Raw genomic sequence first — 25,216 nt, 5'->3', positions numbered from 1 at the left:
TTGCAAAATGCCCTAGACGCGCCTATATAACTGCCAGAAACCGCCCACGAGGAGAGCCCCGGCCATGAGCGAGAGCATCGGTCCGTTTTTCAACTGCAAGGAGGCCGCTGAGTTTTGCGGCTACTCGCACTCCTATTTCGAGAAGATGGTCAACCGCTTCAAGATCAAGCGGTACGGACCCAGCAAGAACCGATTCGCCCGCGCCGACCTCGAAGCGTTCATGGCCAGTCCAGAACTCTACGTTACTGGGGCCGCGCAGAAAACACGCCGCCCCATCACCCTGGAGGTATAAATGTCCGTCCACAAACGCGCCAACAACGACACCTACTACGTGTCCTACCGCGACGCCGGCGGCCGACAGCGCACCAAGACCTTCGGCAAGGGCCGTGAAGGCAAGCGTGATGCCCAGAAATTCGACGAGGAGATCAAAGCTCGCAAACTCGTCGAGGCCCCCTTGCCCATCTTCGCCCCCGGCGAAAAGGTCTACATCGACCAGCTGACGCAGCTCTACATCAACGCCAAGAAGGCTGAAGGGAAGTCGCTGCGGTGGATCAAGGAGCTGGCCGTTCTGGTGAAGACCCACTTCATCCCGGCGTTCGCCCAGCGGCCCGTTGATGAAATCCGCTTCGAGGAAATCGTCGAGATCATCGGCAAGGTCTACGCCGACCGCAGCCAGACGACCCGGTCGCGCTACCTGTCCTATCTGAAGATGGTCTTCCAGTACGGCGTCGACTACGAGCTGACCACCAAAAACCCGCTGAAACGGTGGAAGAAGCCGAAGGAACGGCCCCGGGACACCAAGCTCACCTACACGGACCTCATGAAGATCAAGGAATTGGCCCGGCCCCATCTGGCCTGGGCCATCGAGGTCGCCTGGAATCTTGGTGTGCGCACCGGCGAGTCTGAATTGCTGGCCCTGACCTGGAACGACATCGACTGGGACGACAGCAGCATCAAGGTCTACGCCACCAAGACGAAGACCACCCGCGTCATCCCCATCGCGCCGGAATTTCTGGATCGACTCCAGCTTATGCGGGAGAAGGCCCAGACCGGCTACATCATCGAGTACCAGGGGAAGCCGCTGCGAAAGTTTCGCCGGTCCCTGAAGACGGCGGCGGAAAAAGCCGGCCTGACCTACCCCGTGGTCATGTACGACATCCGGCACCTGTTCGCCACGACACTCCTTCGCGAAGGCGGCGACGTCGCGGCCGTGAGCAAGCTCATGGGCCACGCCAGCGTCAAAATGACCGTCGACCAGTACTACCACCTGCTCGGCGGCGAAAAACGGCGGACCATCGCCAAGCTGCCAAGCCTGAGCAAGCCCGAGGATGTTCCTTCTCTCGAAGTCGCGCCATGTGAACTTGGAGTAGCACCGATTTAACCCGAACCAAGCATTAGGGAGGATCAGAACATGCAAAGTCCCAGGACCGTGGCAACTTCCCAACTCAACCTTTAACGCTTCGGAGAACGAACGATGAATACTATCTGGGTTTTTTCGCACATCGACGGCGGCGGCACCAAGCACTACCGGCAGTTCGAGAGCCCGGCTGGCCCGTACTATGTCACTGCACGGCAGGCTGGCGGCACCAAGGCCGTTGGCGGCAAGTGCACGATTACCGGCAAGCTCTTTCGCGCCCAAGAGCATGACGACCTCACTGTCTCCCACGTCCTCGTCCGGGTAATCGAGGGCATCGACTTCGAGGGGCTCCGTGAAAAGACGGTCGCCAAGTTCATCACCGCGCTGACGAAGTACGCTGGCACCGAGAAGACCATGACCTTCGCCTCAAAGACCGCCTTCGAGCGGTTCATCAGGGACCATGCCTAAGTCACCGAATGAGAAGTACTTTGACGCACTGAGAGTGTATTAGACATGGGGAGGGTCGCAAGGCCCTCCTTTTTTTGGTCTGCGAGCTACCTACCCGAAAAGTTCGACAAGCTTCCGCCGCCGGAACGCGAATATCTGCTCCAACCTTTTCGCGACGACGAGTTTGTGGACGGCAAGGCCGAGAACACCGTAGGGCATGGCGTAGTGGACGATATCGGTCATCTCGACGCCCTCGCCCACGTCACGAAAATGATGCTGGTGGTGCCAGAACCGGTACGGGCCGAAACGCTGCTCGTCCACGAAGTAGTTGGGCGCGGCGACATGCGTGATCTCCGTCACCCAGGCCATGGGCCAGCCGGCAAGCGCCTTGATCCGATACTCGATGATGAGGCCGGGGTACATGCACGGCGGCACTTCCGAGCGGATGTCGAAGCAGAGCCAGTCCGGGGTGATCGCGCCCAGGTTTCGCGGGTCGCAGAAAAAGGTCCACGCCTCAACGAGAGGTATCGGCAGCACCTGGACTTGTTTGATCTGGAAGATTCGAGGTGTCATCAGTTAGCCTTTTTTGTTCACATCGTTTCTTTTGACAAACAAATACCCATACAGGCTTTTTGCATTACGCCTGGAATCCCCACAAATAGAGCCGCCTACTCTCGGAACTTGTGAAAAACACTTGCCCAGAACACTCACTCCGGAGTATTTTAAGAAGAATTTCAACCCGTCTCTATCACAAAACCTGGCCCCACAGATACTTGGGAGTAGCTTTTGGAATCCAAACTATTGACAGGTCTTGCGCACAACATTTCACTGCTTTTAGCGGTGGCCCTGCTCTTCGACGTCACAGCGACTCGCTGGAAAATTGGAGAAGCAAAGCCACGCCAAGGACTTGTGGGTCTCCTGCTCGGAGCAGTCGGCCTCGTGGTCATGTCTACACCCTGGACATTGATGCCAGGGGTGGTTTTTGACACCCGTTCAGTGCTCCTCGGCATTTCGGGGCTTTTCTTTGGTTTGATCCCCACGACCATCGCAGTGGGAATCACCGCAGCCTACCGCCTTCACCAAGGAGGTCCCGGAGCTTGGACCGGCGTCTATGTGATCCTGGCATCTGGAGCGATTGGCATTCTGTGGAGATATTTCCGACGCAGCGGCCTTGCACGCCTTTCTTTTGGGGAACTCCTGCTCTTCGGCCTGGCTATCCACCTGGCGATGCTAGGGTTGATGCTGACCCTCCCGTCGGACATCGCTTGGAATGTCTTGTCGAAGATTACCCTGCCAGTGTTGCTGATCTACCCTTTGGGCACGGCCCTTGTGGGCAAGCTCATGTCGATCCGGGCCAGCCGAGAAGAGGAAAAGATCAAAACCCTTGAAAGCGAGGAAAAATATCGCGCTCTGTACGCCTCAGTCATGGACCCAATCCTTGTCGCCGAGACGGATACAGGCATCATCGTCGAGTGCAACCCCGCAGCCGAAGAGCTATTTCATCGGTCGCGCAAGGAACTGCTGGGGATGCATCAAAGCGACCTTCATCCGGCCGGGGAAGTCGTTCCTCACACAAAGACGCCGCAATTCTGTCGACAAGTAGCATCCCCTGACCAAGTCCAGGAAGTCCGCTTCAGCCGGTCTGACGGCGATATCCGAACAGCCTTGGTTCGTGCCAGCGTTTTTCATCTACAGGGGCGGGCGCTCATCTTAGGTGTCTTTCACGACATCACTGAACGCAAGGCATTTGAAGAGGCATTGATCAAATCCGAGCAAAAATGGCGTCATGTCCTGCTCAATACCCCACAAATAGGTATCTCTCTTGACGTCAAGGCCAAGGTCCTTTTTGCCAACCAGTATTTTCTTGACCTGACGGGATGGCACGAAGACGAGATCTTGGGGCAAGATTGGTTTGATCTTTTCATCCCGACCGAAGTTCGCGAGCAAGTCCGAAGTGTCTTTGATGCCGTCATGTCGCAGCAGCACATTCATGGTTTCTCTACGTATGAAAACGAAATCATGACGCGCGCTGGAGAAAAGCGCGTCGTTTCTTGGGCAAACGCCCTAACCTTGGACCATAAGGGCTACGTGATAGACGTCACCTGCCTTGGCGTGGACGTAACTGAGCGCCGGCGAGCTGAGCAAGCTCTTCGCGACAGCGAAGAGCGCTACAGACGCCTCGTCGAGACCGCAAACGAAGGCATTTGGTCAATTAATGCCGAGCATGTGATTACACTCGTTAACCACGCCATGGCCGAAATGCTCGGATATGAGGTCAAAGAAATCATAGGACACAAGGTAGAAGATTTCATTTTTCCAGAAGAGTTTGACCAGCATACTGAAAAGATGCAAGCCCGGCATGCCGGAGCAAGCGACATATATGAACGAAGATTGATACGTAAGGATGGATCCATCCTCTGGACCATCGTTTCTGCCAAGGCACTTACAGACGACGACGGGAACTTCACTGGTGCCTTCGCCATGTTCACAGACATTACCGAGCGAAAACACATGGAGGAGAAGCTTCGCGCCAACGAGTCACGTTTAATCAGCTTGGTCGAGGTTCTGCAGCATCCATTCACTGAACCTCAAGAGTTCCTCGACTTCGCTCTTCATGAAGCCATCCGCCTCACAGAAAGCAAACTCGGTTATATCTACCTCTACGACGAGAAAACTGAGCGCCTCACCCTGAATTCTTGGTCCAGGGACGTCATGCATGAGTGCACAATCGTAAAACCCCATACTCACTACGACTTAAAAGGCACTGGGGTGTGGGGTGAAGCCGTGCGCCAACGATCACCTATAGTTATCAACGATTTTCAAGCATACCATCCATTGAAAAAAGGCTACCCTGATGGCCACGCGAAGTTATATTCCTACATGACTATTCCCGTTTTCAGGGAAGGAAAAATCGTTTCTGTCGTGGGAGTCGCCAATAAAGAAGGTGAATACACGGACACCGACGTTTATCAACTCAGCCTGCTCATGGATGCTGTATGGAAGGTGCTTGATCGCGAAGAAGCCGAATCAGCCCTTCACGAGAGGGAAGCACAGTTGGCTTCGCTGAGTGACAATCTTCCCCAAGGCATGGTCTATCAGCTAGACAGTGGATCAGACGGCACCATACGCCACTTTACATATCTGAGCGCGGGGGTAATGAAACTCCACGGAGTCTCCCCGGAGCAGGTTTTGGCTGACGCAAATATTCTTTACAATCAAATTATTGAGGAAGACAGGGCGGTTCTAGCTGAACGCGAAAACCAAGCTATACAAAGCAAGTCGACGTTTAGCGCTGAAGTTCGCATGAAAATGCCATCGGGCGAAATTCGCTGGCATCTTCTAACCTCAGCGCCGCGACGTACGCTGAACGCTCATACCATTTGGGATGGCGTCGAAATCGATATCGATGACCTCATGAAATCCAAGGAAGCTGCAGAGAACGCCAATCGCGCCAAGTCCGAATTCCTGGCGAACATGAGCCATGAAATCAGAACACCGCTCAACGGCGTCTTGGGCATGCTTCAGCTTCTCGAGACAGCCCCTCTCGGCGCAGAGGAAAAAGAGTATGTCGACGAGGCAATTACAGCCTCAAAACGATTGACAAATCTTCTTTCGGACATCCTTGATCTCTCACGAATTGAGGCAGGAAAACTCAACATCAGAATTGACGAGTTCTCTTTAGCGGACATGTTCGATTCCGTTGACGGACTGCTCGCAGCTACGGCTCGAAAGAAAGATTTGGAACTGCGCTTCTTCCTTGATGAACAATTGCCTTCATTTGTTCTCGGGGACGAGGTTCGGCTCAGACAGATACTCTTTAACCTTGTCGGAAACGCGATAAAATTTTCTGACCAAGGAACTATTTCCGTCCAGGCTTACCTGCTGCCGTTTGCAAAAATTGCACAAGAACGAATCTTGTTCATGGTTAGCGACGAAGGCATTGGAATCAGCGACGAACTTCTTGGGCTGATTTTCGAGCCTTTCTCACAGGGTGAGGGAAATTACACTCGCCGTTTTCAAGGAGCAGGACTTGGACTTTCCATTGTCAAACGACTTGTCGGTCTATTAGAAGGTGAAATTGCGATCGAAAGCGCTCCAGGGCTGGGAACGACCGTTTACCTGTCATTGCCTTTTGGGTCTTCAAAAAAGGCAACCGGAGCCATTTCTCTCCCAAACATACCTTTGTCTTCGCATCCTTCCCCTGCCCAATACAAAGTTTTGCTTGTAGAGGACGAAGACATCAACGTTGTCACTGTCAAAGCATTATTGAAAAAACATGGCTACGCCGTCATTGTCGCCACGGATGGACAACAGGCCATAGAAGTTCTTTCAGGAAAGGAAATAGACCTTGTTTTGATGGACATCAGGATGCCCATCATGGATGGCGTGCAGGCCACCTTGGCAATTCGGTCAGGAAAAGCAGGGCAAGACAAAAAGGATGTTCCCATCATTGCCATGACGGCCTATGCTATGACTGGAGACCGTGAGAAGTTTCTTGCGGCGGGAATGAATGACTACATTGCCAAACCTGTGGACATACAAGACTTAAAAGAAGTCATCAAACGAGTTCTTGGCCCCAGATGATCGAAGACCACCGGAAACTTGAAGAGAACAATCTCTAATGCTATACTATCACCATGTTGAAGTTGCTCAAGCAGGAAAAACCCTGGGCCATCCTCAAGGTTTCCCGCCGTCAGTACGAGACGAAGAGACCTTGGGTTACGGCGAACTTACCCCGTAAGAAATTTGAAGAATTACTCGCCATGCTGCCGGAAGGATTCATTGACCACTGTCACCGCGATGCCGAAGCTGAAAGGTTGGTCGAAGCGATCTTTGGAAAGGTTGAGTAGGCGATCAACGCCGCCAACGCCTACGGGCGGCAACTTACGTCCCCTCTGCAGCAAGGACCTTGACGATCGGAATGTCGACTTCTTCTCCGAGTCGTTCCCATTCGTCAGCGTTCCTGGACGCGAAGATCGTGCTGAGTTCCCCGGCCGTACTCACCCCGCCGAGATAGGCGAACAGCCGCTCGCGAAAACGTGGCTCAAGGGCAGCAACAGCGACGAAGCCGTCCTTCGCCGGATAGATGTTGTATTCCGGCGATCCGCCGCCGAACAGTCCGCCAGGACGGGTAAGCCCGTACCTCAAGGGGGCGGCCGCCTCTAAGGCGGCGTCCGACAGCACCACTTTCGCAAAGCAGCTTCGCCCAAAACGCTCGCGCGCGAACAACAGCCCAAGCGCAGTCGAAACAGCCCGCTCCGCGCCAGCCATGTCGGCCAGCAGCGTGCGGGGCAGATTCGGCGGATACAAAAGCCCCAGGGCAGCCTGATAGGTAAGATCGTGACCGGCCACGTCGCCGCGAGGCTCCGGGTAACCAAAGATGGCCACCTGACAGAGTTTCGGGAACCTGGGATGCAGTGTTTCCCAGTCGACATGAAGTTTGGTGAGCACCGATGGGCGGTTGGAAGTTATGAGCAGGTCGGCTCCGGCGAGCAGTTCGCCGCATCGCGCTTGCCCTTCCGGCGTTTTCATGTCCAGCCGGACAAGTTCCTGCCCTGCCGCCATTTCCCGGTACCATGCGGTGCTGTAGAGTTCCATGGGATCGCCGGCTGGCGGTTCGACTTTGATCACTTCTGCCCCCATGTGGGCGAGGCGATTCGCCGCCAGGGGTCCAGGGAGGTTTAGGGCAAGATTGACGACCCGTATGCCGCGCAAGATATCCATAGATCACCGAGCCTGCTCTGTTTAGCTGATCTAGTCGCTTTGACAGGATAAAGTACAGAAGCTAAGTACGGGCTGCAATCTGTCTTCCCTCAACATTGTCAGGGAGGACCAAGGGAGAATCCATGGACCGCGACGCCTTGATCGTGGCGCACCGCCTGGGAGACTGCGAGGTCCCCCCGGACGAGGATTATGCCATCTCCCTGATTTCGCCACAGGATGCGCTCGGTGTCGCCCGACTGACCTACAGCGTCTATGGCGACCAGCATCCCTTTGATTACGTTTACGATCCTTCCGAGATCGCCCAACGGTACGCCTCGGGAACCCAGCACGCCGTGGTGGCCAAATCCCGTCAGGGCCACGTGCTCGGCATGATCGGCATCTACCGATGCTCGCCCTGGCCGCGTCTGTTTGAACTTGCCCAGCTCATGATCCTCAAGAACCAGCGCAGCAAGGGCATGGCCCGCGATCTCTGGCTGCAGGCCATGGAACGGCTGCCAGACATGGCCCAGGCCGGGGCGATTTTCGGCGAGGCCGTGTGCACCCACACCTTTTCCCAGCGCATGTGCGAGACCACCGGCATGATTCCCTGCGGCATCGCCATGGACGCCATTTTGGCCAAAGCCTATTCGGACGACTACCGGCACGGGGACCGGACGTCCCTCGTGTTGACCGTCAAGCCCATGCTCTTCACCCCCCAGACCGTCCACCTGCCAGCCGCCTACCGCGCGGCCTACGTCGACTTTTGCGCCAGGGCCGGCCTGGACAGACAGATCGAGGCCAGTTCCCAGGCGACCTTGCCCGAATCGTCGCGGGTGGAGATCATCGATTTCGAGAAAGCCGCCTGCATCAAGGTCTGGGTTCACGAGCCGGGTCGCGATCTGGAAAGGATCGTGTCCGACCTGGAACGCAAGGCCGGAGACGACGGCATCGTCCAGGCGGTTTTCGATCTGGGGCGGCCGGATGCTCCAGCGGGAATAGCGGCGCTCAATTCGCGGGGCTATTATTTCGGCGGCTTCATGCCCTACTGGTTTGAGACGGACGCGGTCATGTTGCAACGTCGCAGGTCACCGTCGTCATTCCAGGATCTTCGGCTGTACGGGGACTCCGTCCAGGCCGTCGTCGCCCTGGCCGAACGCGATCAACGTCGCGTCACGATGCGCCAGGCGGGCTGGGGCGAGGCTTCAAAGGGATAGCTTGTTTTCCGAAACGGCAAACGCCAGAGTACTCTTGATGAGGTCGGGTGGACTCGTCAAAAAGACGGTCGCCAAGTTCATCACCGCGTTGACGAAGTACGCCGGCACCGAGAAGACTAGTTTTTGGCCTGCCTCGCTTTGTGTCCTAAATGTCGACTTTGGGTACCACCCCCCTCCGTTTGAAGTTCCTCAATCAATTGCTTTAAAGCATGAGCCTGACGGGCGAGTTCATCTACCGCCTTGACTGATTCGTGCATCATGGCAGCCGACTCAGAAATGGTGTTATCGACCTCAGAAATGTTTCTGTTAATTTCCTCACTAGTTGCTGACTGCTCTTCCGAGGCAGTTGCAATAGATCTAATTTGATCAGCTGATGCTTCGATAAAGGTCACAATTGATTTCAGCACCTCACCAGAATTGGCTGCAAGAGCGGTAGTTTCCTGGATAATTTTCGTAGAGTTCTCGACATTTTGTGAATTTATCCGGGCTCCCTCTTGAATCCCCTGAATAGCTGAACCTACTTCTTTGGTGGCGGTCATTGTCTTTTCTGCAAGTTTTCTCACCTCATCGGCAACGACAGCAAATCCTCTTCCGGCGTCGCCAGCGCGGGCTGCTTCAATTGCAGCATTCAGGGCCAGGAGATTGGTTTGATCTGCAATATCATTTATCACATTCATTACCTTTCCAATATCATCAGCCTTCTTGGCAAGATCATTCATATGCATTTTTAGTTCTGACGACTGAGTCTCCACAATATCAATATGTCTTATAACATCGACTACAGTTTTTTCTCCTTCCAAGGCTTTATTTTTGGCATTTTCACTCGTCAATGTAGCTTGGCTGGCATTTTTTGCAACTTCAATAATGGTAGAGTTCATCTCTTCCATGGCAGTTGCAGCTTCAGTGACACGCCTAGCTTGAGAATCTGAGTTTTTACTAAGTTCAATGGACTGAGCATTCAGCTGATCAGACGCTGATGTAATAGATTCAACCACTGCTTCTAGTTTATTTGCAGCATCCAACATTCCTTCCCGTTTTGCCCTATCAGCTTGACGGCGCGCTTCTTCTGCTTCTTTGGTGGCAACTTGAGCCTTCTTCGTCTCTTCCTCTGCGAGGATAGTCTTACTTTCAGCTTCAGAAATTTTGGCCTTAAGATTATCAACCATTTTCCTGAGACTTACTGCGAGAACTCCTACTTCATCTTTCTGTTCAATATTTAGATGTTCGCTCAGGTTACCAGCTGCGATGCTTACAGCAAAAGACACACTATTTTTGAGGGGGCGCGTTATTGATAGAGCGGTTGCTATTCCGCCAGCAACAGCGATCAATACGGCAACCACAATAACTACTAGAGAATTTCTTTTAGACGATTCATTTGCTTGTTCAATTGCTTTGCCTTCACTAATGACGCTAGAGTCAACAACTTCTCTAATTTCTTTTAATATTGCCTGAACCCTCCCAAGACTAGCAACACTTTCATTATAGAACACATTTACAAGCTTATCTTGTTCTCCAGCCTTCCGAAATTCTTGAATTTTAACGGCAGAAGCATGAAGTTGCTTGTGTGGCTCCTCAATATCTTTTAGCAGCGAAGTAGATTTCGGGAAAATTGCCTCAGTGTCACTTCTTTCCTTGCCGTAATACCACTTACCAAATGCACACTTTGTTGGGTCAGCCTGTATCCTAAGTTCAGTCTCATTGCTATTTATCAAAAAAGTGCTTAGCGATTGCACCCATTTCAGGTGATCGATTTCTCTTTCCAGAAGAAGTTGCTCAAGATGATTATCATCCGACAATCTGCCAAACCCGGCGATCATTTTGCCTTGACTTATCAGTGATATAGCACTCGGAACGACCATTGTAAGGAGCACTATTCCAATGGAAAAAAGAATTTTTGTAGTAATGCTCGCGTTTTTCCACATTTAGCAGTCTCCTCAAGCGCTTGTCGTGATATTATTCAACTACACGAAGGCATTGGCTTCATCGACCGATATCTGCCTGGACTAACCGAGGGGACAGCTGCACTCACGCGTCCAAGCAACTAACCGGCCACCTCGAAGAAGACGTTTAGGGCCAATTGAAGTGCCGACACCTAGCAATGCAAATACGGTGAAGGACTGATCCAGTCAATTGAGCTTTGGTTACTATTTGAGGAAAGGACCAAAACCAAAGGCGCAGGCACCTGCGCAGGCGGTTTAGGTCAAGCATGTCCACGAAAACTAAATGACCTCGGGAAAGAAGGAGAGGCTGGGCCAGATGATTCGAGAAGAGCAAAACAATCTAAACTAAATACAAAACATTATTTCATTATCTTATTCCTGCCATGCTGAAATACAAACTAATTCACAAATCCAAGACCGAGCAAACGTAGATAGAAAGGATTTTTGGACATAAATATACTCTTTACATCCCAAAAATTTATGCGCTTTGACCCTGAGCATGAAGTGAGCTCCCGACGACAATCCCGAAGACACACAGCGAGCCACCTTCGAACTCAGATCAGAGGATAGAGCGCAAGACAACACCCACCCAAACGCAGCACTCTGATTTCCCGGAGGAATTTTCCCGACCCCCTGACATTCGGACATTGGGTCGCCCCGGATAACCGTTCCCCTGCAATCCCAGGCCAATAGGTTATCCACCCGGTTATCCAACGAGAAAAGGGGCTACGGATTGGCTCCGTAACCCCTTGAAATCTCTGGTCGGGATGAGAGGATTTGAACCTCCGACCCCCTGAACCCCATTCAGGTGCGCTCCCAGACTGCGCTACATCCCGACGCGAGGAGCGGAAACTAGAACCCATTTCGCGTTTTGTCAACGCTAAAATTTCCGGCCCGCGAAAATTCCTTTTCCGGCCACGCGTTGCCTCGCCCTGCCAGCCCTGCTACCATGCCCCAAATCAGACCCAGGACCGACCATGAACGACCAGCCCATCCTCGTCACCGGAGCCACCGGCTATGTCGGCGGACGCCTCGTGCCGGCCCTGCTCGCCGCCGGACATCGCGTGCGCGCCGTGGCCCGCTCCCTGGACAAGCTCGCCTGCCGTCCCTTCGCCGGCCACCCAAACCTCGAACTCGCCCAGGCCGACATCCGCGACGCCACGGCCATGCGCCGCGCCGTCGACGGCTGCCGCGCCGCCTACTACCTCGTCCACTCCATGCACTCGGCCAAGGGCGACTTCGCCGCCGCCGACCGGGAAGCGGCCAGCACCATGGCCGCCGTGGCCCACGACGCCGGCCTTTCCCGCATTATCTACCTCGGGGGCCTGGGCAGCGAGGACGATACGCTGAGCCACCACCTGCAGTCCCGGCACGAAACGGCCCGCGTCCTGGCTTCCGGCCCCGTGCCCGTCACCCACCTGCGCGCGGCCATGATCCTCGGGTCCGGCAGCGCCTCGTTTGAGATCATGCGCTATCTCGTGGACCGGCTCCCTTTCATGATCACCCCGCGCTGGGTGCGAAACCGCTGCCAGCCCATCGCCATCTCCGACGTCCTGGGCTATCTCGTGGGCTGTCTGGCCGAGCCGCGCACCGCCGGGCTGACCCTGGACATCGGCGGCCCGGACGTCCTGTCCTACGGCGACATCTTCGCCATCTACGCCGAGGAGGCCGGGCTGCCCAAGCGGCTCATCGTGCCCGTGCCACTGCTCACCCCGCGCCTTTCCACCTACTGGCTCCAGCTTGTGACCCCGCTGCCCCGCTCGCTCATCGTGCCCCTGGTCGAGGGGTTGCGCAACGAGGTCGTCTGCCATGACCAGCGCATTCTCGAGCTTGTGCCGCGTCAATGCCTGACCATCCGCCAAGCCGTGCGCCTGGCCCTGGACAAGATCCGCCAGAACGCCGTGGAAACGACGTGCGCCGACGCCGGCGACGCCGCGCCGCCGGAATGGACGGCCTGCGGCGACGCGCCCTATGCCGGCGGCACGATCTACGAATGCGGCTACAGGGCGACCCTGGGCGCGGACGCGGACCGGGTCTGGAAGGCCGTGGCCGGCATCGGCGGCGACACCGGCTGGTACTGGGGCAACGCCTTGTGGCGGCTGCGGGGTTTTCTCGACCAGTTGGCCGGCGGCGTGGGACTGCGGCGCGTGACCATCCGCCGGGAGACGCTGGCCGTGGGCGATCCCCTGGATTTCTGGCGCGTGGTGGCCCTGGAGCCCGGCCGGCGGCTGGTGCTTTTGGCCGAAATGCGCACCCCGGGCGAGGCGCTGCTTGAACTGCGTCTGGCCCCGGCCGGCCCGGGGGCCACGGAGCTGATCGTCCACTCCAAGTTCCTGCCCCGGGGACTGGCCGGGTTGGCTTATTGGTACGCCCTGCTCATCCCCCACAACCTCGTTTTCGCCGGACTGCTGCGCGGCATGGCCCAGGCCATGGGCGCGCCCACCCTGTCCGGCCCGATTCGCTTCACCCCGACCAGGCCAGCGGCCTGTTCCCTGCCGCGCGCCCGGTGAGCGTCCCGCCGGTCCTGACCATCCGGCCGGCTGCGACGGCCGACGCCACGGCCCTGTCCCGGGTCTTCGTGACCGCCATCGAGACCAAGGCCCGGGAAGGCTACGGCCCGCGCGAACGCGCCGCCTGGGCCGCCCGGGGCACGCCCGAGCGCTTCGCCGCCATGCTGGACGACAGCCGCAACACCATCCTTGCTGCCTGGCAAGGCGGCCGCCTGTGCGGTCTGGCCGGGCTCACCGGCTTCGAGGTCAGCCTGCTCTACGCCGCCCCGGACGCCCCGGCCGGAACCGGCGGGGCGCTTCTGGCCGCCGTTGAGGCCCTGGCTCGGGAACGGGGACTGGCCGGCCTGGAGTTGTGCGCCTCGCGCAACGCCCTGTCGTTTTACCTGCGCCACGGCTACGCCATCATCACGCCGGCCAAGCGGGAGCTGACGCCGCAGGTTTCCCTGCCCGTGTGCCTCATGGCCAAGTCCCTGGCCCCGTAGCCGAACCGTACCCACACACGCCCTTCCCGCCAATATGAAACGGGCCGTTCTCCTGCCCGGAGAACGGCCCGTCTGACGAATCGATGTTCCTGCGTTTAGCGGGACACGGGCCGGAAATCCGGGGTGCGCTCCACCGCAACCATACCGGCGGCCTCGATGGCCTGGCGCAGCTCGGTGAGCGTCAGGCCCTTGGGGCTGTCGGCCCCGGCGGCATGGCCGATGCGCTCCTCGATGATGGTGCCGTCGAAGTCGTCGGCCCCGGCCCACAGGGCCATCTGAGCCGCCTTGATGCCAAGCATGGCCCAGTAGGCCTTGAGATGCGGAATGTTGTCGAGGAAAAGCCGCGCCAGGGCCATGACCCGCAGCACGGTGAGGCCGTCGGGGCCAGAAGCCTTCAGGGCGTTGTTGGCCGGCTGGTAGGCCAGGGGGATGAAACAGGTGAAGCCGCCGGTGAGGTCTTGCAGATCGCGCAGGGCCGACAGGTGGGCCACCCGGTCGGACCAGCTCTCAATGTGACCAAAGAGCATGGTGGCGTTGGTGGGCAAGCCCTGGCCATGGGCCGTGGCGTGGATCTGCAGCCAGCGTTCGCCGGAAATCTTTTCCGGGCACAGCTTCTCGCGAAGGGCCGGAGAGAACACTTCTGCCCCGCCGCCGGGCAGCATCATGAGGCCAGCCTCTTTCAGCGCCGCCAGGATCTCGAACTCGGCCACGCCGCGCGTGTCGGCCAGATGAGCCACTTCCACGGCGGTGAAGGCCTTGATGCCGGCCTGGGGGCACTGGCGGGACACGGCCCGCAGCATGTCCAGGTAATACTCCAGCGGCAGCTCGGGATTGAGCCCGCCGACGATGTGGATCTCGCGGATGGGCAGGTGGCTCTTGGCGGCCAGATCGGCCACGATATCGTCCACGGACAGGGTGCGTCCGCCGGGCGCGCCGTGCTTTTTGTAAAACGCGCAGAAACGGCAGGCGTTGACGCACACGTTGGTGAAGTTCACGTGGACGTTGTGGACGTAGTAGGCGTTTCGGCCGTGTTTTTGCAGACGCGCTTCCATGGCGGCCGCGCACAGATCGTGCAACGGCGCGGACAGCGCCAGGATGAGCGCCTCGTCGGGGCTTAAGCGCTCGCCGGAGCGGGCCTTGTCCAGGATGGCGGCGCAGGCGTCGCCGGGGAGGGGTGTCATTGCATTCATGGCTGCGGCACGGTAGAATGTTGTTGGGGCGAGATGCCCTCTACCCCTTTTCCGCGACGTCCGCCAGGGCGGCGCGGGCGTGGAGACCGATGATGCCGTCATATTTTTTCCGTCTGGCCTTGTGCTGCCTGCTCGGGGCGGCCGTCTTTGCCGCGCCGGCCGGCCGGGCCGACGCCGAGGAGAGCACCCAGGCCCTGACCCGCTTTTTCCAGGGCAAGTCCCGGGACCTGCCGGCCGCGCCCATCGATTTCCAGGTCATGGCCGGCTACGCCGTGCTGCGCACCGGAAACCCCGACAGCGCCGGCCGCTACGCCATGACGGCCTTTAACGTGGTGAAAGTCGCCCCGGACATCTACCGCCTGGACATGAGCCTGGAAAAACCCCTGGCCCGAAACGTCCCCACCTACGAGCCGGCCTACTATTTCACCGAAAACCGCACCTACTATTTCTGGTACCAAAACGGCGACGAGATCCTCTTTAAAATCGGCAACAAGCGCGTGCCGGTCAAGCTGGGCCGCAAGGACCTCACCCGGGTGGACATCCACCCGCCCGACGCCTACACCGTCATCCGGGAAACCATGCTCCAAAACATCTCCTTTGACGACGGCACGGCCACCATCCACCTCCAGCTCAAATTCAAATAACGCGGCAAGGCTGCGGCGAACGCACCGTTTTCACTCCGAGCCACCAGGAGCCGGGGCCAAAGGCTACCCCGGCATTGCGCCCGGCCGCGCCGTGGCGTACAAGGGGCGTCGCATTTTTAGCGGAGGTATGTTCATGAAGCGCGTTCTCATTGCCGCCACGGTCGCGTGTTCCCTGCTGGCCGGAGCGCTTTTCGCCTTTGCCCGGACTGCCCCGGGCGAATCCTACGCCGCCTACGCCGACGCCGTGTCCGGGGCGAGCTGCTGCGAGATGGCCTCGTGCGGCTGCCTGGGCCTGAAATGCTCGTGCTTCGAGTGCGGCGGCAGCGGCAAATAGCCGGTCCGCCCGCGCCTACGGCCATGTCTCTCCTCCTGTACGTGTAAGGGGCCAATCAGCGCCATGGGCGGATTTATTGCCTTTCTTCTGTCCCGGGCAACGGACGTCAGCGCGTTTGCCATCCTCGAAGCCGGCTATCTGTTCCTGTCCCTGGCCGGGCTGGCCCTGGTCGCGGCCTTTGCCCGCCGCGATCTGGCCGGCAACCCGGACCGTGGTCGCTACCAGCTCGTTTTTCTGGCTTCCCTGCCCATAGGCCTGGCCGGAGCGCGGCTGCTCCCCATCATCCAGGACGCCCTGGCCGCCGGCCGCCTGACCTATGGGCTACTCGCCGCCGGGGGTCTGGTCTTTTACACCGGCGCCCTGGCCGGGCTTTGCGCCATGTACGCCGGCTGCCGGATCATGCGCCTTTCCCCCTGGCCGCTTTTAGACGCCGTGTGCCTCTACCTCCCCCTGGGCCACGCCTTTGGCCGGCTGGGCTGCTTTTTTGGCGGCTGCTGCTTCGGCGCGCCCACGGATTCCGTTTGCGGCGTGCGTTTCCCGGCCGGTTCCCCGGCCTTTTTGCAGCACAAAAGCCAGGGGCTTCTGCCGGACGGGGCCGTGGCTTCGCTACCGGTCCATCCCTCGCAACTCTATGAAACTGCCGGCAATCTCGTGCTGTTCGCCCTGCTGCTTCTGCTCTCCAAACGCCGGCCGCAGCTTCCGGGCCGGCTGACGGCTTTTTACCTCGCCGGTTACGCGGCACTGCGCTTCACTCTGGAATTTTGGCGCGGCGACGCCATACGCGGCGTGTACTTCGGCCTTTCCGCCTCGCAGTACATTGCCCTGACCACGTTGGCTGCCGTGCTCGCGGTCGCCTTTGGCGGCGGCAAACGGTCCGTCGCCCCTGTTTCGAAATCCAATTTTCCCCACGCGCGGTAATCTTCCCCTTCAGCGAGCCGGCCTCTAGGCAAATTACGGCAAAAGGATTACAGCCAGGGCCATGCGAAAAGGAGACTGGCGGAGACTCGTCGCCGTCGCGCTGCTGTCCTGGTGCGTCATGACGGCCGCGACCGGGCGTTGCCTGGCCGGGGAAGCGCTTAAAAAAGCGTCACTCATTCCCCAATGGGAGCCCCAGGCCCAGTTCGCCGGCTTTTACGTGGCCCTGGCCAAGGGCTTCTACGCCGCCGAAGGCGTGGACATGACTATCCTGCGCGGCGGCCCAGGGCAGCCGCCCTCCCGGCTGCTGGCCGAGGGCAAGGCCCAGTTCGGCACGTTTTTCCTGGCCACCGCCCTGCTCAAACGGGCCGAAGGCCTGCCCCTGGTCAACCTGGCCCAGTTCGTGCCCCACTCCACCCAGCTTTTAATCGCCAAAAAAGCCGACGGCATCGAAAAGCCGGCCGATCTGGCCGGGGGCAAGGTCAGCCTGTGGGGTCCCGAATTCCAGCTCTCCACCAGGACCTTTTTCCAACGCTACGGCCTGACCGTGGAACCCGTGCCCCAGGGGTTCACCGTGGACCTGTTCCTGCGCGGCGGCGTGGCCGCCTGCTCGGCCATGCGCTACAACGAATACCATGCCATCATAAACGCCGGCCTTGATCCCGAGGAGCTGACGGTTTTCGACCTCGGCGCCCACGGCCTGGACCTGCCCGAGGACGGTCTCTATACCCTGGCCTCGGTGCTGGCCGCCGATCCCGACCTGTGCCGGGGCGTGGCCCGGGCCTCGGTACGGGGCTGGGAATACGCGTTTGCCCATCCCGAAGAGGCCCTGGACGTGGTCATGAGCCATGTCTCGGCCGCCCATCTGCCCACCAACCGGATGCACCAGAAATGGATGCTCGAAAGCCTGCGCCAGGCCATGACCGGCCCGGGAGACCCCCTGGGAACCCTGACCCGACTGCGCTACCAGGCCGCCGCCAAGGCCCTGGGCGCGGCCGGACTTGCCGCCAACGCCCCCTCCTACGAGGAATTCCATGTCCCCCTCCCTTGACGTGCGCCCGACACGGGGACTGGCCTTCAAACTGGCCGTGTGCATCCTCACCAGCGCCACGCTCATCTTCACGGTGGCCTTTGCCTACTACTACCGCTCCTCCAAGGACATGCTGCTGGCATCCGTGCGCGACAACGCCCAAAACCTGCTGCGCCGGGCCGTCAGCCGTCTGGAAGCCCCACTCTCCGCCATCGAACGCGTGCCCCAGTTCATGGCCCTCAAACTCGGCCAGGAGCTGCCCGCCCCGGCCGACCTCGACCGCGATCTGACCGACTTTCTGACCGCCAATCCCGATGTCTTCGGCGCGGCCGCCGCCTTCGAGCCCCTCGTCTTCCACGGCCTGCCCCGCTACAGCCCGTATTTTTGCCGCAAGAATGGCGAAATCGCCCAGGTCGGACTGGGCTACGAGGAATACTACGAACTGCAGAACTGGTATCTCGTGCCCAAGGTGCTGCAAAAGCCGGTCTGGAGCGAACCCTACTTCGACGAATCCGGCGGCGACATCGTCATGACCACCTACAGCGTGCCCGTCATGGGGCAAACGCCGGCCGGCCCTGCCTTCCTCGGCGTGGTCACGGCCGACGTGGCCCTGGACTGGCTGCGCGCGCAGGTCGGCCGGATCTCGCTGTACAACTCGGGCTACGCGTTCCTGTTAAGCCGCAGCGGCGTGCTGCTCTCCCATCCCGACAACCGGCTGGTCATGCGCGAGAGCATCTTCAGCCGGGCCGAACAGTTCGCCAGCCCCGAACTGCGGACCCTGGGCCGGCGCATGATCGCCGGCGAGGAAGGCTTCGCCCGCCTGCCCGACTTCATCCTGGGCAAGCCGGCCTGGGTGGCCTTTGCCCCCATGCGCCTGACCGGCTGGTCCATGGGCGTCATCGTGCCCGAGGACGAGCTCTTCGCGCCGCTGCGAAAGCTCGGCCGCGAGGTGGCCATCCTCGGCGGAGCCGGCTTCACGGCGCTGCTCCTCGTCATCGCCGCCATCGCCGCCCACATCACGCGCCCCCTGTCACGCCTGGCCGCCACCGCCGCCGAGATCGCCCACGGCAACCTCGACGCCCCGGTGCCCCTGGGCGCAGGCCACGACGAAGTCGGGGCGCTGTCGCGATCCTTCGAACAGATGCGCCTGGCCCTTCGCGACTACATCGCCGATCTGACCGCCACCACCAAGGCCAAGGAACGCCTGGAATCCGAACTGAAAATCGCCCGCAACATCCAGATGAGCTTTTTGCCCAAGCGGTTCCCGCCCTTCCCGGAAATCACCAGCTTCGCCCTCCACGCCGACCTGCTCCCGGCCCGGGAAGTGGGCGGCGACCTCTACGACTTCTTCCTGCTCGGCCCCGGCCGGCTGCTGTTCCTGGTCGGCGACGTGTCCGGCAAGGGCGTGCCGGCGGCGCTTTTCATGGCCGTCACCAAGACGCTGATCAAAGGCAACGCCGAGCAGGAATCCGATCCGGCCGAAATCCTGGCCAAGGTCAACCGCGAACTGTGCGTGGACAACGAATCCATGCTGTTCGTCACCATGTTTTTGGCCATCCTCGACTGCGACACCGGCGAGATGACCTTCTCCAACGCCGGCCACAACCCGCCGGCCCGCATCGCTCCGGACGGAACCGTCTCCTGGCTGGCCCTGCCGCGCGGCCTGTTCCTCGGCGTCATGGAAGACGCCGTCTACCGCACCGCCACAGTGACCCTGACGCCGGGCGAAAAGATCGTGGCCTTCACCGACGGCGTCACCGAAGCCCAGAACCCGGCCCAGGAACTCTTCGGCACGGACCGGTTGCTGACCGTGTTGTCCAAAGCCGCCTCCATGCCGCCCGAGGTCCTGGACGCCGCCGTCATGCAAGCCGCCACGGAATACGCCGAAGATGCCGAGCAGGCCGACGACATCACCGTCCTCACGCTCCTGTATCGCGGCTCCGATCCGACCTGAACAGCCGCCACGAAGTCACTTTGTTCTTAATATAACAAGGCGAAATGGCGTAGTGCAATTTTGTTGCAATTCTCTTCCGTTCATTTTAAGGAGACCCAAAGTCATCAGCAGGAGATGCAAATGGAAGAATACTTGAAAGCCGCCTTGGAAATCGTCAAGGCCCAGGCGTCGGTCAGGACCATGACCGACGACGAGATCACCTCAATGCTGCGTAATGTGGCGGCGGGCATCCAGGCCGCGGCGGAAGCGGAGGCCGCCCCGACCGATGCCCCCACCCCGGCCATGGACCCGTCCAAGGCCGTCAAGGAAAGCAGCGTGGTCTGCCTGGAGTGCGGCAAGTCCTTCAAGGTCCTCACCAAGAAGCACTTGGCGGCGCACAACCTGACCCCGGAGGAATACCGGGCCAAGTACGGCTACAAGAAGGGAGCCCCCCTGGCGGCCAAGTCCCTGCAACGGGAACGCCGCAAGAAGATGAAGGACATGCGCTTGTGGGAGAGACGGCGCAAGGTCGCTCAGTAGCCAAACCAACAAAGCATCCCTCGCGGCCCGGCTCCGGCCGGGCCGCCCCAACGCGGGCACGCCCTCCGGCGCGGACGATCCGGCCGCCCGCCGCCGCAAGCCCCCTCCCCGACCGGACCCGCGAGGTTCCCCCCAGTGCCCTGCCTCGAAGACGCCATCGCCGCCGTGCGCGGCTCCCTCGCCTGGGCCGTCGAGGAAATGCCCTCCGACGCTGACGTCGCCGAAGGCTGGTCCAACCCCGACACCCGCACCCACGTGTTCGTCACCCCGCGCCAGCCGGCCAAACGCTTCGAGGTGCTGGCCGACCTGGTCCGCGCCAGCCTGTGCGAACACATGCCGCGCCTTTTTTCCGCCACCAAGGTCTGGGGCGTGTCGCTGCACGGCCACGCCGTGGCCCGCAAACACCTGCTGCGCGCCGCTCGCGACTGGTTCGTGGACGCCGCCCTGCGCGCCCGCTGTCCCGAAGATTTCGACGCCGCCCTCAGCCTGGCCCTGGCCCAGGCCGGACCGCGCCTCAATACCCCCCGCCCCTTCACCCTCGACCGCTACAACCTCTCCCAGGACGAACGCCAACGCCTGGCCGACGCCCACACCCTGGCCGCCGCCCGCCACTTCCTGCGCATCGACCCCACCGCCACCCCCGACCCCACCACCGCCGCCCTGGCCGAAGCCTACGCCGCCGCAGACCCCGCCCAGCCGACCATGCCCGCCTTCCTCGCCGTGGCCAACGGCCTGTGCGCCGCGCTGGGCCGCCGGCCCTTCACCCCGGAGCCGCGCAAGGGATACTGGATGGTAAGTTAGCGTAAGATATTAAGAATGCCTCCGGCGGCCAAAGGGGGTGACCCCCTTTGGAAACCCCGAATGGGAACGGCAAGGGAAGCAGCCGTTTTGGTGGACGCAGGCGCTGGAAGGCGCTTTGAGCGCTTGCGCGCTTGGCGGCTGCGCCGCGTGGATCGTTGGCATTTCGAGGACTTCGATGCGCCCGGCTATCGCCGGGTGCTCGAAGCCCTCGAAATGCCAACGATCCGGTTCGCCAGGGGTTGCCCGGCACGGGACAGGTGGGGATTTCCCGGGAGAGGACTGTGCGTTCTGTCGAGCGCAAGAACATGCGAAAAGCGTGGATTTTGGCGCGAGGCTTTGATCGCGCCAAAATCCACGCTTTTCGCTGGCGAGTTGGGGGCTTGAATTTCGGCGTTCCCCCCGGCCGGAAGCCGGCCGGGGGGAACGCCGAAATTCAAGCCCCCGCCTTCTCTCGGGCCGCCGCCCGCCGACGATCCCCCGCCCGTCCGTCCCCAGGTCGGGGGTCCGGGGGGCTGAGCCCCCCGGCCGCCGGAGGCATCCTCCCCGTATCGTCCAAATCTATGCGGCCAATCCGACCATCTCAAGCGCCCAGTAGCACAGCGCGGCCACGATGGCCGAGGCCGGGATGGTGAGCACCCAGGCGACGACCAGCCGGCCGGCCACGCCCCAGCGCACGGCGGACAGGCGTTTGGAGGCGCCGACGCCGATGACGGTGGTGGAGATGATGTGGGTGGTGGAGATGGGCGCGCCCAGGGCCGAAGCGCCGCTGATCACGGCGGCGGCGGCGGTTTCGGCGGCGAAACCGTGGATGGGTTCGAGCTTGAAGATCTTGTGTCCCATGGTCTTGACGATCTTCCAGCCGCCCGAGGCCGTGCCGATGCCCATGGCCAGGGCGCAGGAGAGCTTGACCCAGAAGGGCACGGTCATTTCCGGGATCTGGTGGAAGCTGAACAGGGCCAGGGTGATGATGCCCATGGTTTTCTGGGCGTCGTTTAGGCCATGGCTGGTGGCCATGAAGGCCGAGGACAGGATTTGCAGTTTTTTAAACAGGAAGTTGACCCGTCCCGGCGAGGCCCGCACCACCATCCAGGACAGCAGCACCATGAGCAGGTAGCCCGAGACGAAGCCGGCCACGGGGGAGAGAAAAAGCGGAATGAGGACCTTGCTGCAAATGGAGTCGTAGCTCGGGGCCGACCAGCCGCCGAAGGCGATGCCCGAGCCGATGAGGCCACCGATGAGCGCGTGTGACGACGACGAGGGCAGGCCCAGGTACCAGGTGAGGAGGTTCCAGAAGATGGCCCCCAGAAGCGCGGCCAGCACCAGGCATTGGCTGCCGGTGACAAGCTCGGGCCGGATGATGCCGCTGCCGATGGTGTGGGCGACCGAGGTGCCCAGAAACGCGCCGAAGAGGTTGAGCGCCCCGGCCATGAGCACGGCGGTCATGGGCGAGAGCACCTTGGTGGAGACGATGGTGGCGATGGCGTTGGCGCTGTCGTGGGCGCCGTTGGTGAAGTCGAAGATAAGCGCGATGACCACCACGGCCACGAGGAGAATGGGCAGATCAGGCATTTTTGAGCACCACGCCTTCCAGGACGTCCGAGAGGGATTCGGCGCGGTCCACGGCCGCCTCGATGCGGTCGAAGATGTGCTTCCATTTGACGATGTCGAGGATGGCGGCATAGTCCGCGGTCTCGTCGCCGCCGTCGTAGAGTTCGCCGATGCCGACCATGAGCAGGGTCTCGCATTCGTGCTTGAGGTTCTCGATCTTGTGGAAGCTTTCCTCGGAGCGTTTGTTTTCGCTCATCTTGGTCAGGACATGTCCGAGTTCTTCGATCATGGCCCGCAGATTGTTGACGATGCGCCGGGCCGGGTAGCGGATGCGGTCGAAACCGAAGAGTCCGATGCGCGAGGCGATGGCCTTGATGAGGTTGAGGATGTCTTCCTGGGTGAGGTTGATCTCGTGGATGTCCTCTCGGTCGATGGGCGTGATGAAGGTCATCGACAGTTCCTTGGCGATGCGCCGGCTGATGGCGTTGCCTTCGGACTCGATGATGTTGATGCGTTTGCAGCGTTCCTCGACGTCGGTGAAGTCGGTGAAAAGTTCGTCGAGAATGACGGCGGCCTTGATCAGCTTGCGGTGCTGTTCCTTGAAGAGGTCGTAGAATTTGACCGACCTGGGGAAGAGGCTAAAACCCATGCGCGTCTCCGCGGGTTGATGATTGGGCCTTGGCGGGCGTTTGCCGGCCAAGGTTATTTGGTGTGTCGGGTTCAGGCGGCGGGCAGCCGCACCACCCGGGTTGCTCCGTCGAAAAAGACTTCGCCGCCGGCCGAGGCCAGATCGGCCACGGGCAGGGCCACGTCCAGCCGGGCCGGCCCTTCGAAGCGCACGGCATAGGTTCCGCGCTCCTCGCGCAGCAGCCGCACGGCCGTGGAGGCGGCGTCCGGGGTCTGGACCAGGATGGCCGAAAAGGCCTGGACCAGGGTTTCATGGGGCACGGCCACGCCGACCGGCCCGTCCGGGGCCTCGACCAGGCGGGCGGTGACGCCCTTGGCTCCAAGGATGGGCGACACGGCGGCCAGGGCCTGCTTGAGGGCGGCCAGCAGATCGGTGGCCGGAGCCTTGGCCTTGGCGGCGGCGAAACGGTCCCGGGCGGCGGTGAGTAGTTCGTCGATGACCCCCTTCATGGCCGTGGCGGCGCGCTCGACCACGGTCAGGGCCGCGTCGGCCCCGTTGGTGTCCGGGGGGGAGGCGGCCAGCATTCCCCGGGCGGTTTCGGCGTAGCCGAGGACCTTGGTCAGGGGGGTGCGCAGGTTGTGGGAGGCGTCGATGACGAAGTCGCGGAAAATGCGTTCCATGGCGGCGGCTTCGGTGACGTCGTGGAAGGTGAGGATGCGCCCCAGTTCCGGGGTGGCCGGCACGGCCTCGACCACGTCCACCACGCGCCCGCTGGACAGTTCAAAGCGGCCAACGGCCCGCACGCTGCCCGGGGCCGCGCCGGCTTCGCCAAGGGCGCGCTGCACGCAAAGGGGCGCGCCGGCCTCCAGGGGGATGCGGCCGGTGGGATCGTCGAACTTGGGGAACATGGCGCGAAACGCCTGGTTGGCGGCAGTGATGCGCCCGGCCGAATCAAGGATGGCCAGGCCTTCGGCCATGCCGTCGAAGATGGCGTCCTGGCGGGCGCGCCGGGCCTCGATCTCGCCCACATGGGACCCGATGCGGCCGGCCAGGGCGTTTATCGCCTCGGCCAGGGGGGTGAAATCGGCGGCCGGCACGAGGTGGATGCGCCGGTCGAAGTGGCCGTGGCCGATGTCCCGGGCCACGGCGGCCATCTCGCCCACGGTGCGCGACAGACGGCGGGCCAGGATGGCCGAGGCCGCCCCGCCGGCCACGAAGACCAGGGCCAGGACGGCGAGCAGGGTTTCCCGGAAGCGCCCGATCTCGGCCCGCAGGGACGACACGGGCAGGGCCAGGCGCACGATGCCGGCCGGCAGCCCGGCTTCGGCCGGGATGGCCTGGGCCACGTAGAGCATGTCCCGGCCCAGGGTGCGGCTTAAGCGCAGATCCTGACCGAAGCCGCCTTCCAGAGCTTTTTTGATCTCGGGCCGGTCGGCGTGGTTTTCCATCTCGCCGACGCCGGCCGCGCCCACGTCGGAATCGGCCAGCACCCGGCCGGCGGCGATGTAGGTCAAGCGAAAGCCCAGATGCGGCCCCAGGCTATCGACGTAGGCGGCCAGATCGGCGTTGCCGCCGAAGGTGGGATGGGAGCGCAGGAGATATTGGGCCAGATCCAGGGAACGGCGAGCGCGTTCCTCGGCCTCGGCCAGGGCGGCCCGCTCGGCCCGGCCGGCGGCGAAGAGGAAAACGCCGCTAAGAACCAGGAGAAAAAATCCCCAGGTCCACAGCAGGTGGCTGAGCGTAATGGAGCGCCGCGACATTTCCCCTCCCGACATGGCAGAAGCGTGACGAATCCGAGGCGGTTTCGTGACGGGCAAGGTATAGGCGGCAAGCCGGTCGGGGGCAAGGCCCTAGCCGTGTGACAATCTCGTGACAACCAACAAAACCGGAGCGCGGCCGTCGGAAACGCGCTTGCCCTCGCCCCCGCCAAGCCCCCCCTTTTCCCATCTGGGGGGTCTGGGGGCCTCAGGCCCCCAGCCGCCGGAGGCACTCCCCCTCTT

At 60.9% G+C, this 25,216-nt stretch carries 22 protein-coding genes and 1 tRNA gene; 15 read left to right on the top strand and 8 right to left on the bottom strand.

The genetic code is table 11. From position 1 onward, the window contains the following. Nucleotides 1-64: 64 nt before the first annotated feature. From DMR_RS04295 to DMR_RS04285, 3 genes are all read left to right on the top strand, one after another. Complete coding sequence (locus DMR_RS04295; RefSeq protein WP_012750447.1) at nt 65-292, top strand: helix-turn-helix transcriptional regulator; 228 nt, start codon at nt 65-67, stop codon at nt 290-292. Then, complete coding sequence (locus DMR_RS04290; protein ID WP_012750446.1) at nt 293-1,381, top strand: tyrosine-type recombinase/integrase; 1,089 nt, start codon at nt 293-295, stop codon at nt 1,379-1,381. A gap of 93 nt (nt 1,382-1,474) precedes the next feature. Continuing rightward, the gene (locus DMR_RS04285; protein ID WP_012750445.1) at nt 1,475-1,825 is read left to right on the top strand and encodes a hypothetical protein; all 351 of its coding nucleotides are present in this window, start codon (nt 1,475-1,477) and stop codon (nt 1,823-1,825) included. A gap of 90 nt (nt 1,826-1,915) precedes the next feature. On the opposite strand, the gene DMR_RS04280 is transcribed toward DMR_RS04285, so the two are convergent. Then, complete coding sequence (locus DMR_RS04280; RefSeq protein WP_012750444.1) at nt 1,916-2,377, bottom strand: SRPBCC family protein; 462 nt, start codon at nt 2,375-2,377, stop codon at nt 1,916-1,918. Between the two features lie 213 nt (nt 2,378-2,590). Between DMR_RS04280 and DMR_RS22265 the strand changes: the two genes are divergently transcribed. Both DMR_RS22265 and DMR_RS04270 read left to right on the top strand, forming a co-directional pair. After that, nucleotides 2,591-6,388, top strand: a complete 3,798-nt coding sequence (locus DMR_RS22265) for a PAS domain S-box protein (RefSeq protein ID WP_012750443.1) — start codon at nt 2,591-2,593, stop codon at nt 6,386-6,388. Between the two features lie 53 nt (nt 6,389-6,441). Beyond that, nucleotides 6,442-6,654, top strand: a complete 213-nt coding sequence (locus tag DMR_RS04270) for a hypothetical protein (protein WP_043600060.1) — start codon at nt 6,442-6,444, stop codon at nt 6,652-6,654. Between the two features lie 34 nt (nt 6,655-6,688). Here the strand turns inward: DMR_RS04270 and DMR_RS04265 are convergent, their stop codons facing one another. Further along, entirely contained in the window at nt 6,689-7,528 is an 840-nt protein-coding gene (locus DMR_RS04265) for a CoA transferase (RefSeq protein WP_012750442.1), read from the bottom strand. Between the two features lie 122 nt (nt 7,529-7,650). Here DMR_RS04265 and DMR_RS04260 point away from each other — a divergent pair, with 122 nt between their 5' ends. Continuing rightward, entirely contained in the window at nt 7,651-8,721 is a 1,071-nt protein-coding gene (locus DMR_RS04260; protein WP_043600058.1) for a GNAT family N-acetyltransferase, read from the top strand. Between the two features lie 116 nt (nt 8,722-8,837). Here the strand turns inward: DMR_RS04260 and DMR_RS04255 are convergent, their stop codons facing one another. Further along, nucleotides 8,838-10,643, bottom strand: a complete 1,806-nt coding sequence (locus DMR_RS04255) for a methyl-accepting chemotaxis protein (RefSeq protein WP_012750440.1) — start codon at nt 10,641-10,643, stop codon at nt 8,838-8,840. 777 nt (nt 10,644-11,420) lie between these two features. Beyond that, nucleotides 11,421-11,497, bottom strand: a tRNA-Pro gene (locus DMR_RS04250). Nucleotides 11,498-11,638: 141 nt separating this feature from the next. Here DMR_RS04250 and DMR_RS04245 point away from each other — a divergent pair. After that, complete coding sequence (locus DMR_RS04245; protein WP_012750439.1) at nt 11,639-13,171, top strand: SDR family oxidoreductase; 1,533 nt, start codon at nt 11,639-11,641, stop codon at nt 13,169-13,171. Further along, nucleotides 13,168-13,653 (top strand): GNAT family N-acetyltransferase, encoded by a 486-nt coding sequence (locus DMR_RS04240; protein ID WP_012750438.1) that lies wholly within the window; start codon nt 13,168-13,170, stop codon nt 13,651-13,653. Before DMR_RS04245 ends, DMR_RS04240 begins: the two co-directional genes overlap by 4 nt. A 95-nt stretch (nt 13,654-13,748) precedes the next feature. Here DMR_RS04240 and DMR_RS04235 read toward each other — a convergent pair whose 3' ends face one another. Next, complete coding sequence (locus DMR_RS04235) at nt 13,749-14,843, bottom strand: radical SAM protein (protein WP_012750437.1); 1,095 nt, start codon at nt 14,841-14,843, stop codon at nt 13,749-13,751. Nucleotides 14,844-14,932: 89 nt separating this feature from the next. Here DMR_RS04235 and DMR_RS04230 point away from each other — a divergent pair, with 89 nt between their 5' ends. From DMR_RS04230 to DMR_RS04200, 7 genes are all read left to right on the top strand, one after another. Then, nucleotides 14,933-15,487 carry a hypothetical protein gene (locus tag DMR_RS04230; RefSeq protein ID WP_012750436.1) on the top strand — a complete coding sequence of 185 codons (555 nt, stop codon included), beginning with the start codon at nt 14,933-14,935 and terminating at the stop codon, nt 15,485-15,487. Nucleotides 15,488-15,620: 133 nt separating this feature from the next. Further along, nucleotides 15,621-15,821: a hypothetical protein gene (locus DMR_RS04225; protein WP_043601483.1), complete on the top strand. Its 201-nt coding sequence runs from the start codon at nt 15,621-15,623 to the stop codon at nt 15,819-15,821. A 63-nt stretch (nt 15,822-15,884) separates the two neighbouring features. After that, nucleotides 15,885-16,739, top strand: a complete 855-nt coding sequence (locus tag DMR_RS04220) for a prolipoprotein diacylglyceryl transferase (protein ID WP_012750435.1) — start codon at nt 15,885-15,887, stop codon at nt 16,737-16,739. Between the two features lie 61 nt (nt 16,740-16,800). Next, nucleotides 16,801-17,787, top strand: a complete 987-nt coding sequence (locus DMR_RS04215; protein ID WP_012750434.1) for an ABC transporter substrate-binding protein — start codon at nt 16,801-16,803, stop codon at nt 17,785-17,787. Next, on the top strand, nt 17,771-19,720 hold the full coding sequence (locus DMR_RS04210; RefSeq protein ID WP_012750433.1) for a SpoIIE family protein phosphatase: 1,950 nt from the start codon (nt 17,771-17,773) through the stop codon (nt 19,718-19,720). The genes DMR_RS04215 and DMR_RS04210 overlap by 17 nt, the downstream gene beginning before the upstream one ends. A 120-nt stretch (nt 19,721-19,840) precedes the next feature. Continuing rightward, nucleotides 19,841-20,239, top strand: a complete 399-nt coding sequence (locus DMR_RS04205; protein WP_012750432.1) for a MucR family transcriptional regulator — start codon at nt 19,841-19,843, stop codon at nt 20,237-20,239. 135 nt (nt 20,240-20,374) lie between these two features. Beyond that, nucleotides 20,375-21,040, top strand: a complete 666-nt coding sequence (locus DMR_RS04200; protein ID WP_012750431.1) for a hypothetical protein — start codon at nt 20,375-20,377, stop codon at nt 21,038-21,040. A gap of 558 nt (nt 21,041-21,598) precedes the next feature. Here the strand turns inward: DMR_RS04200 and DMR_RS04195 are convergent. From DMR_RS04195 to DMR_RS04185, 3 genes are all read right to left on the bottom strand, one after another. Next, the gene (locus tag DMR_RS04195; RefSeq protein ID WP_012750430.1) at nt 21,599-22,609 is read right to left on the bottom strand and encodes an inorganic phosphate transporter; all 1,011 of its coding nucleotides are present in this window, start codon (nt 22,607-22,609) and stop codon (nt 21,599-21,601) included. Beyond that, entirely contained in the window at nt 22,602-23,237 is a 636-nt protein-coding gene (locus tag DMR_RS04190) for a DUF47 domain-containing protein (RefSeq protein WP_012750429.1), read from the bottom strand. Before DMR_RS04190 ends, DMR_RS04195 begins: the two co-directional genes overlap by 8 nt. Nucleotides 23,238-23,308: 71 nt before the next feature. Then, on the bottom strand, nt 23,309-24,976 hold the full coding sequence (locus DMR_RS04185) for a histidine kinase dimerization/phospho-acceptor domain-containing protein (protein WP_012750428.1): 1,668 nt from the start codon (nt 24,974-24,976) through the stop codon (nt 23,309-23,311). Between the last annotated feature and the right edge of the window lie 240 nt (nt 24,977-25,216).

The sequence above is a fragment of the Solidesulfovibrio magneticus RS-1 genome (assembly GCF_000010665.1).
GTDB lineage: Bacteria > Desulfobacterota > Desulfovibrionia > Desulfovibrionales > Desulfovibrionaceae > Solidesulfovibrio > Solidesulfovibrio magneticus.
This window is presented reverse-complemented; position numbering and strand designations above follow the sequence as displayed.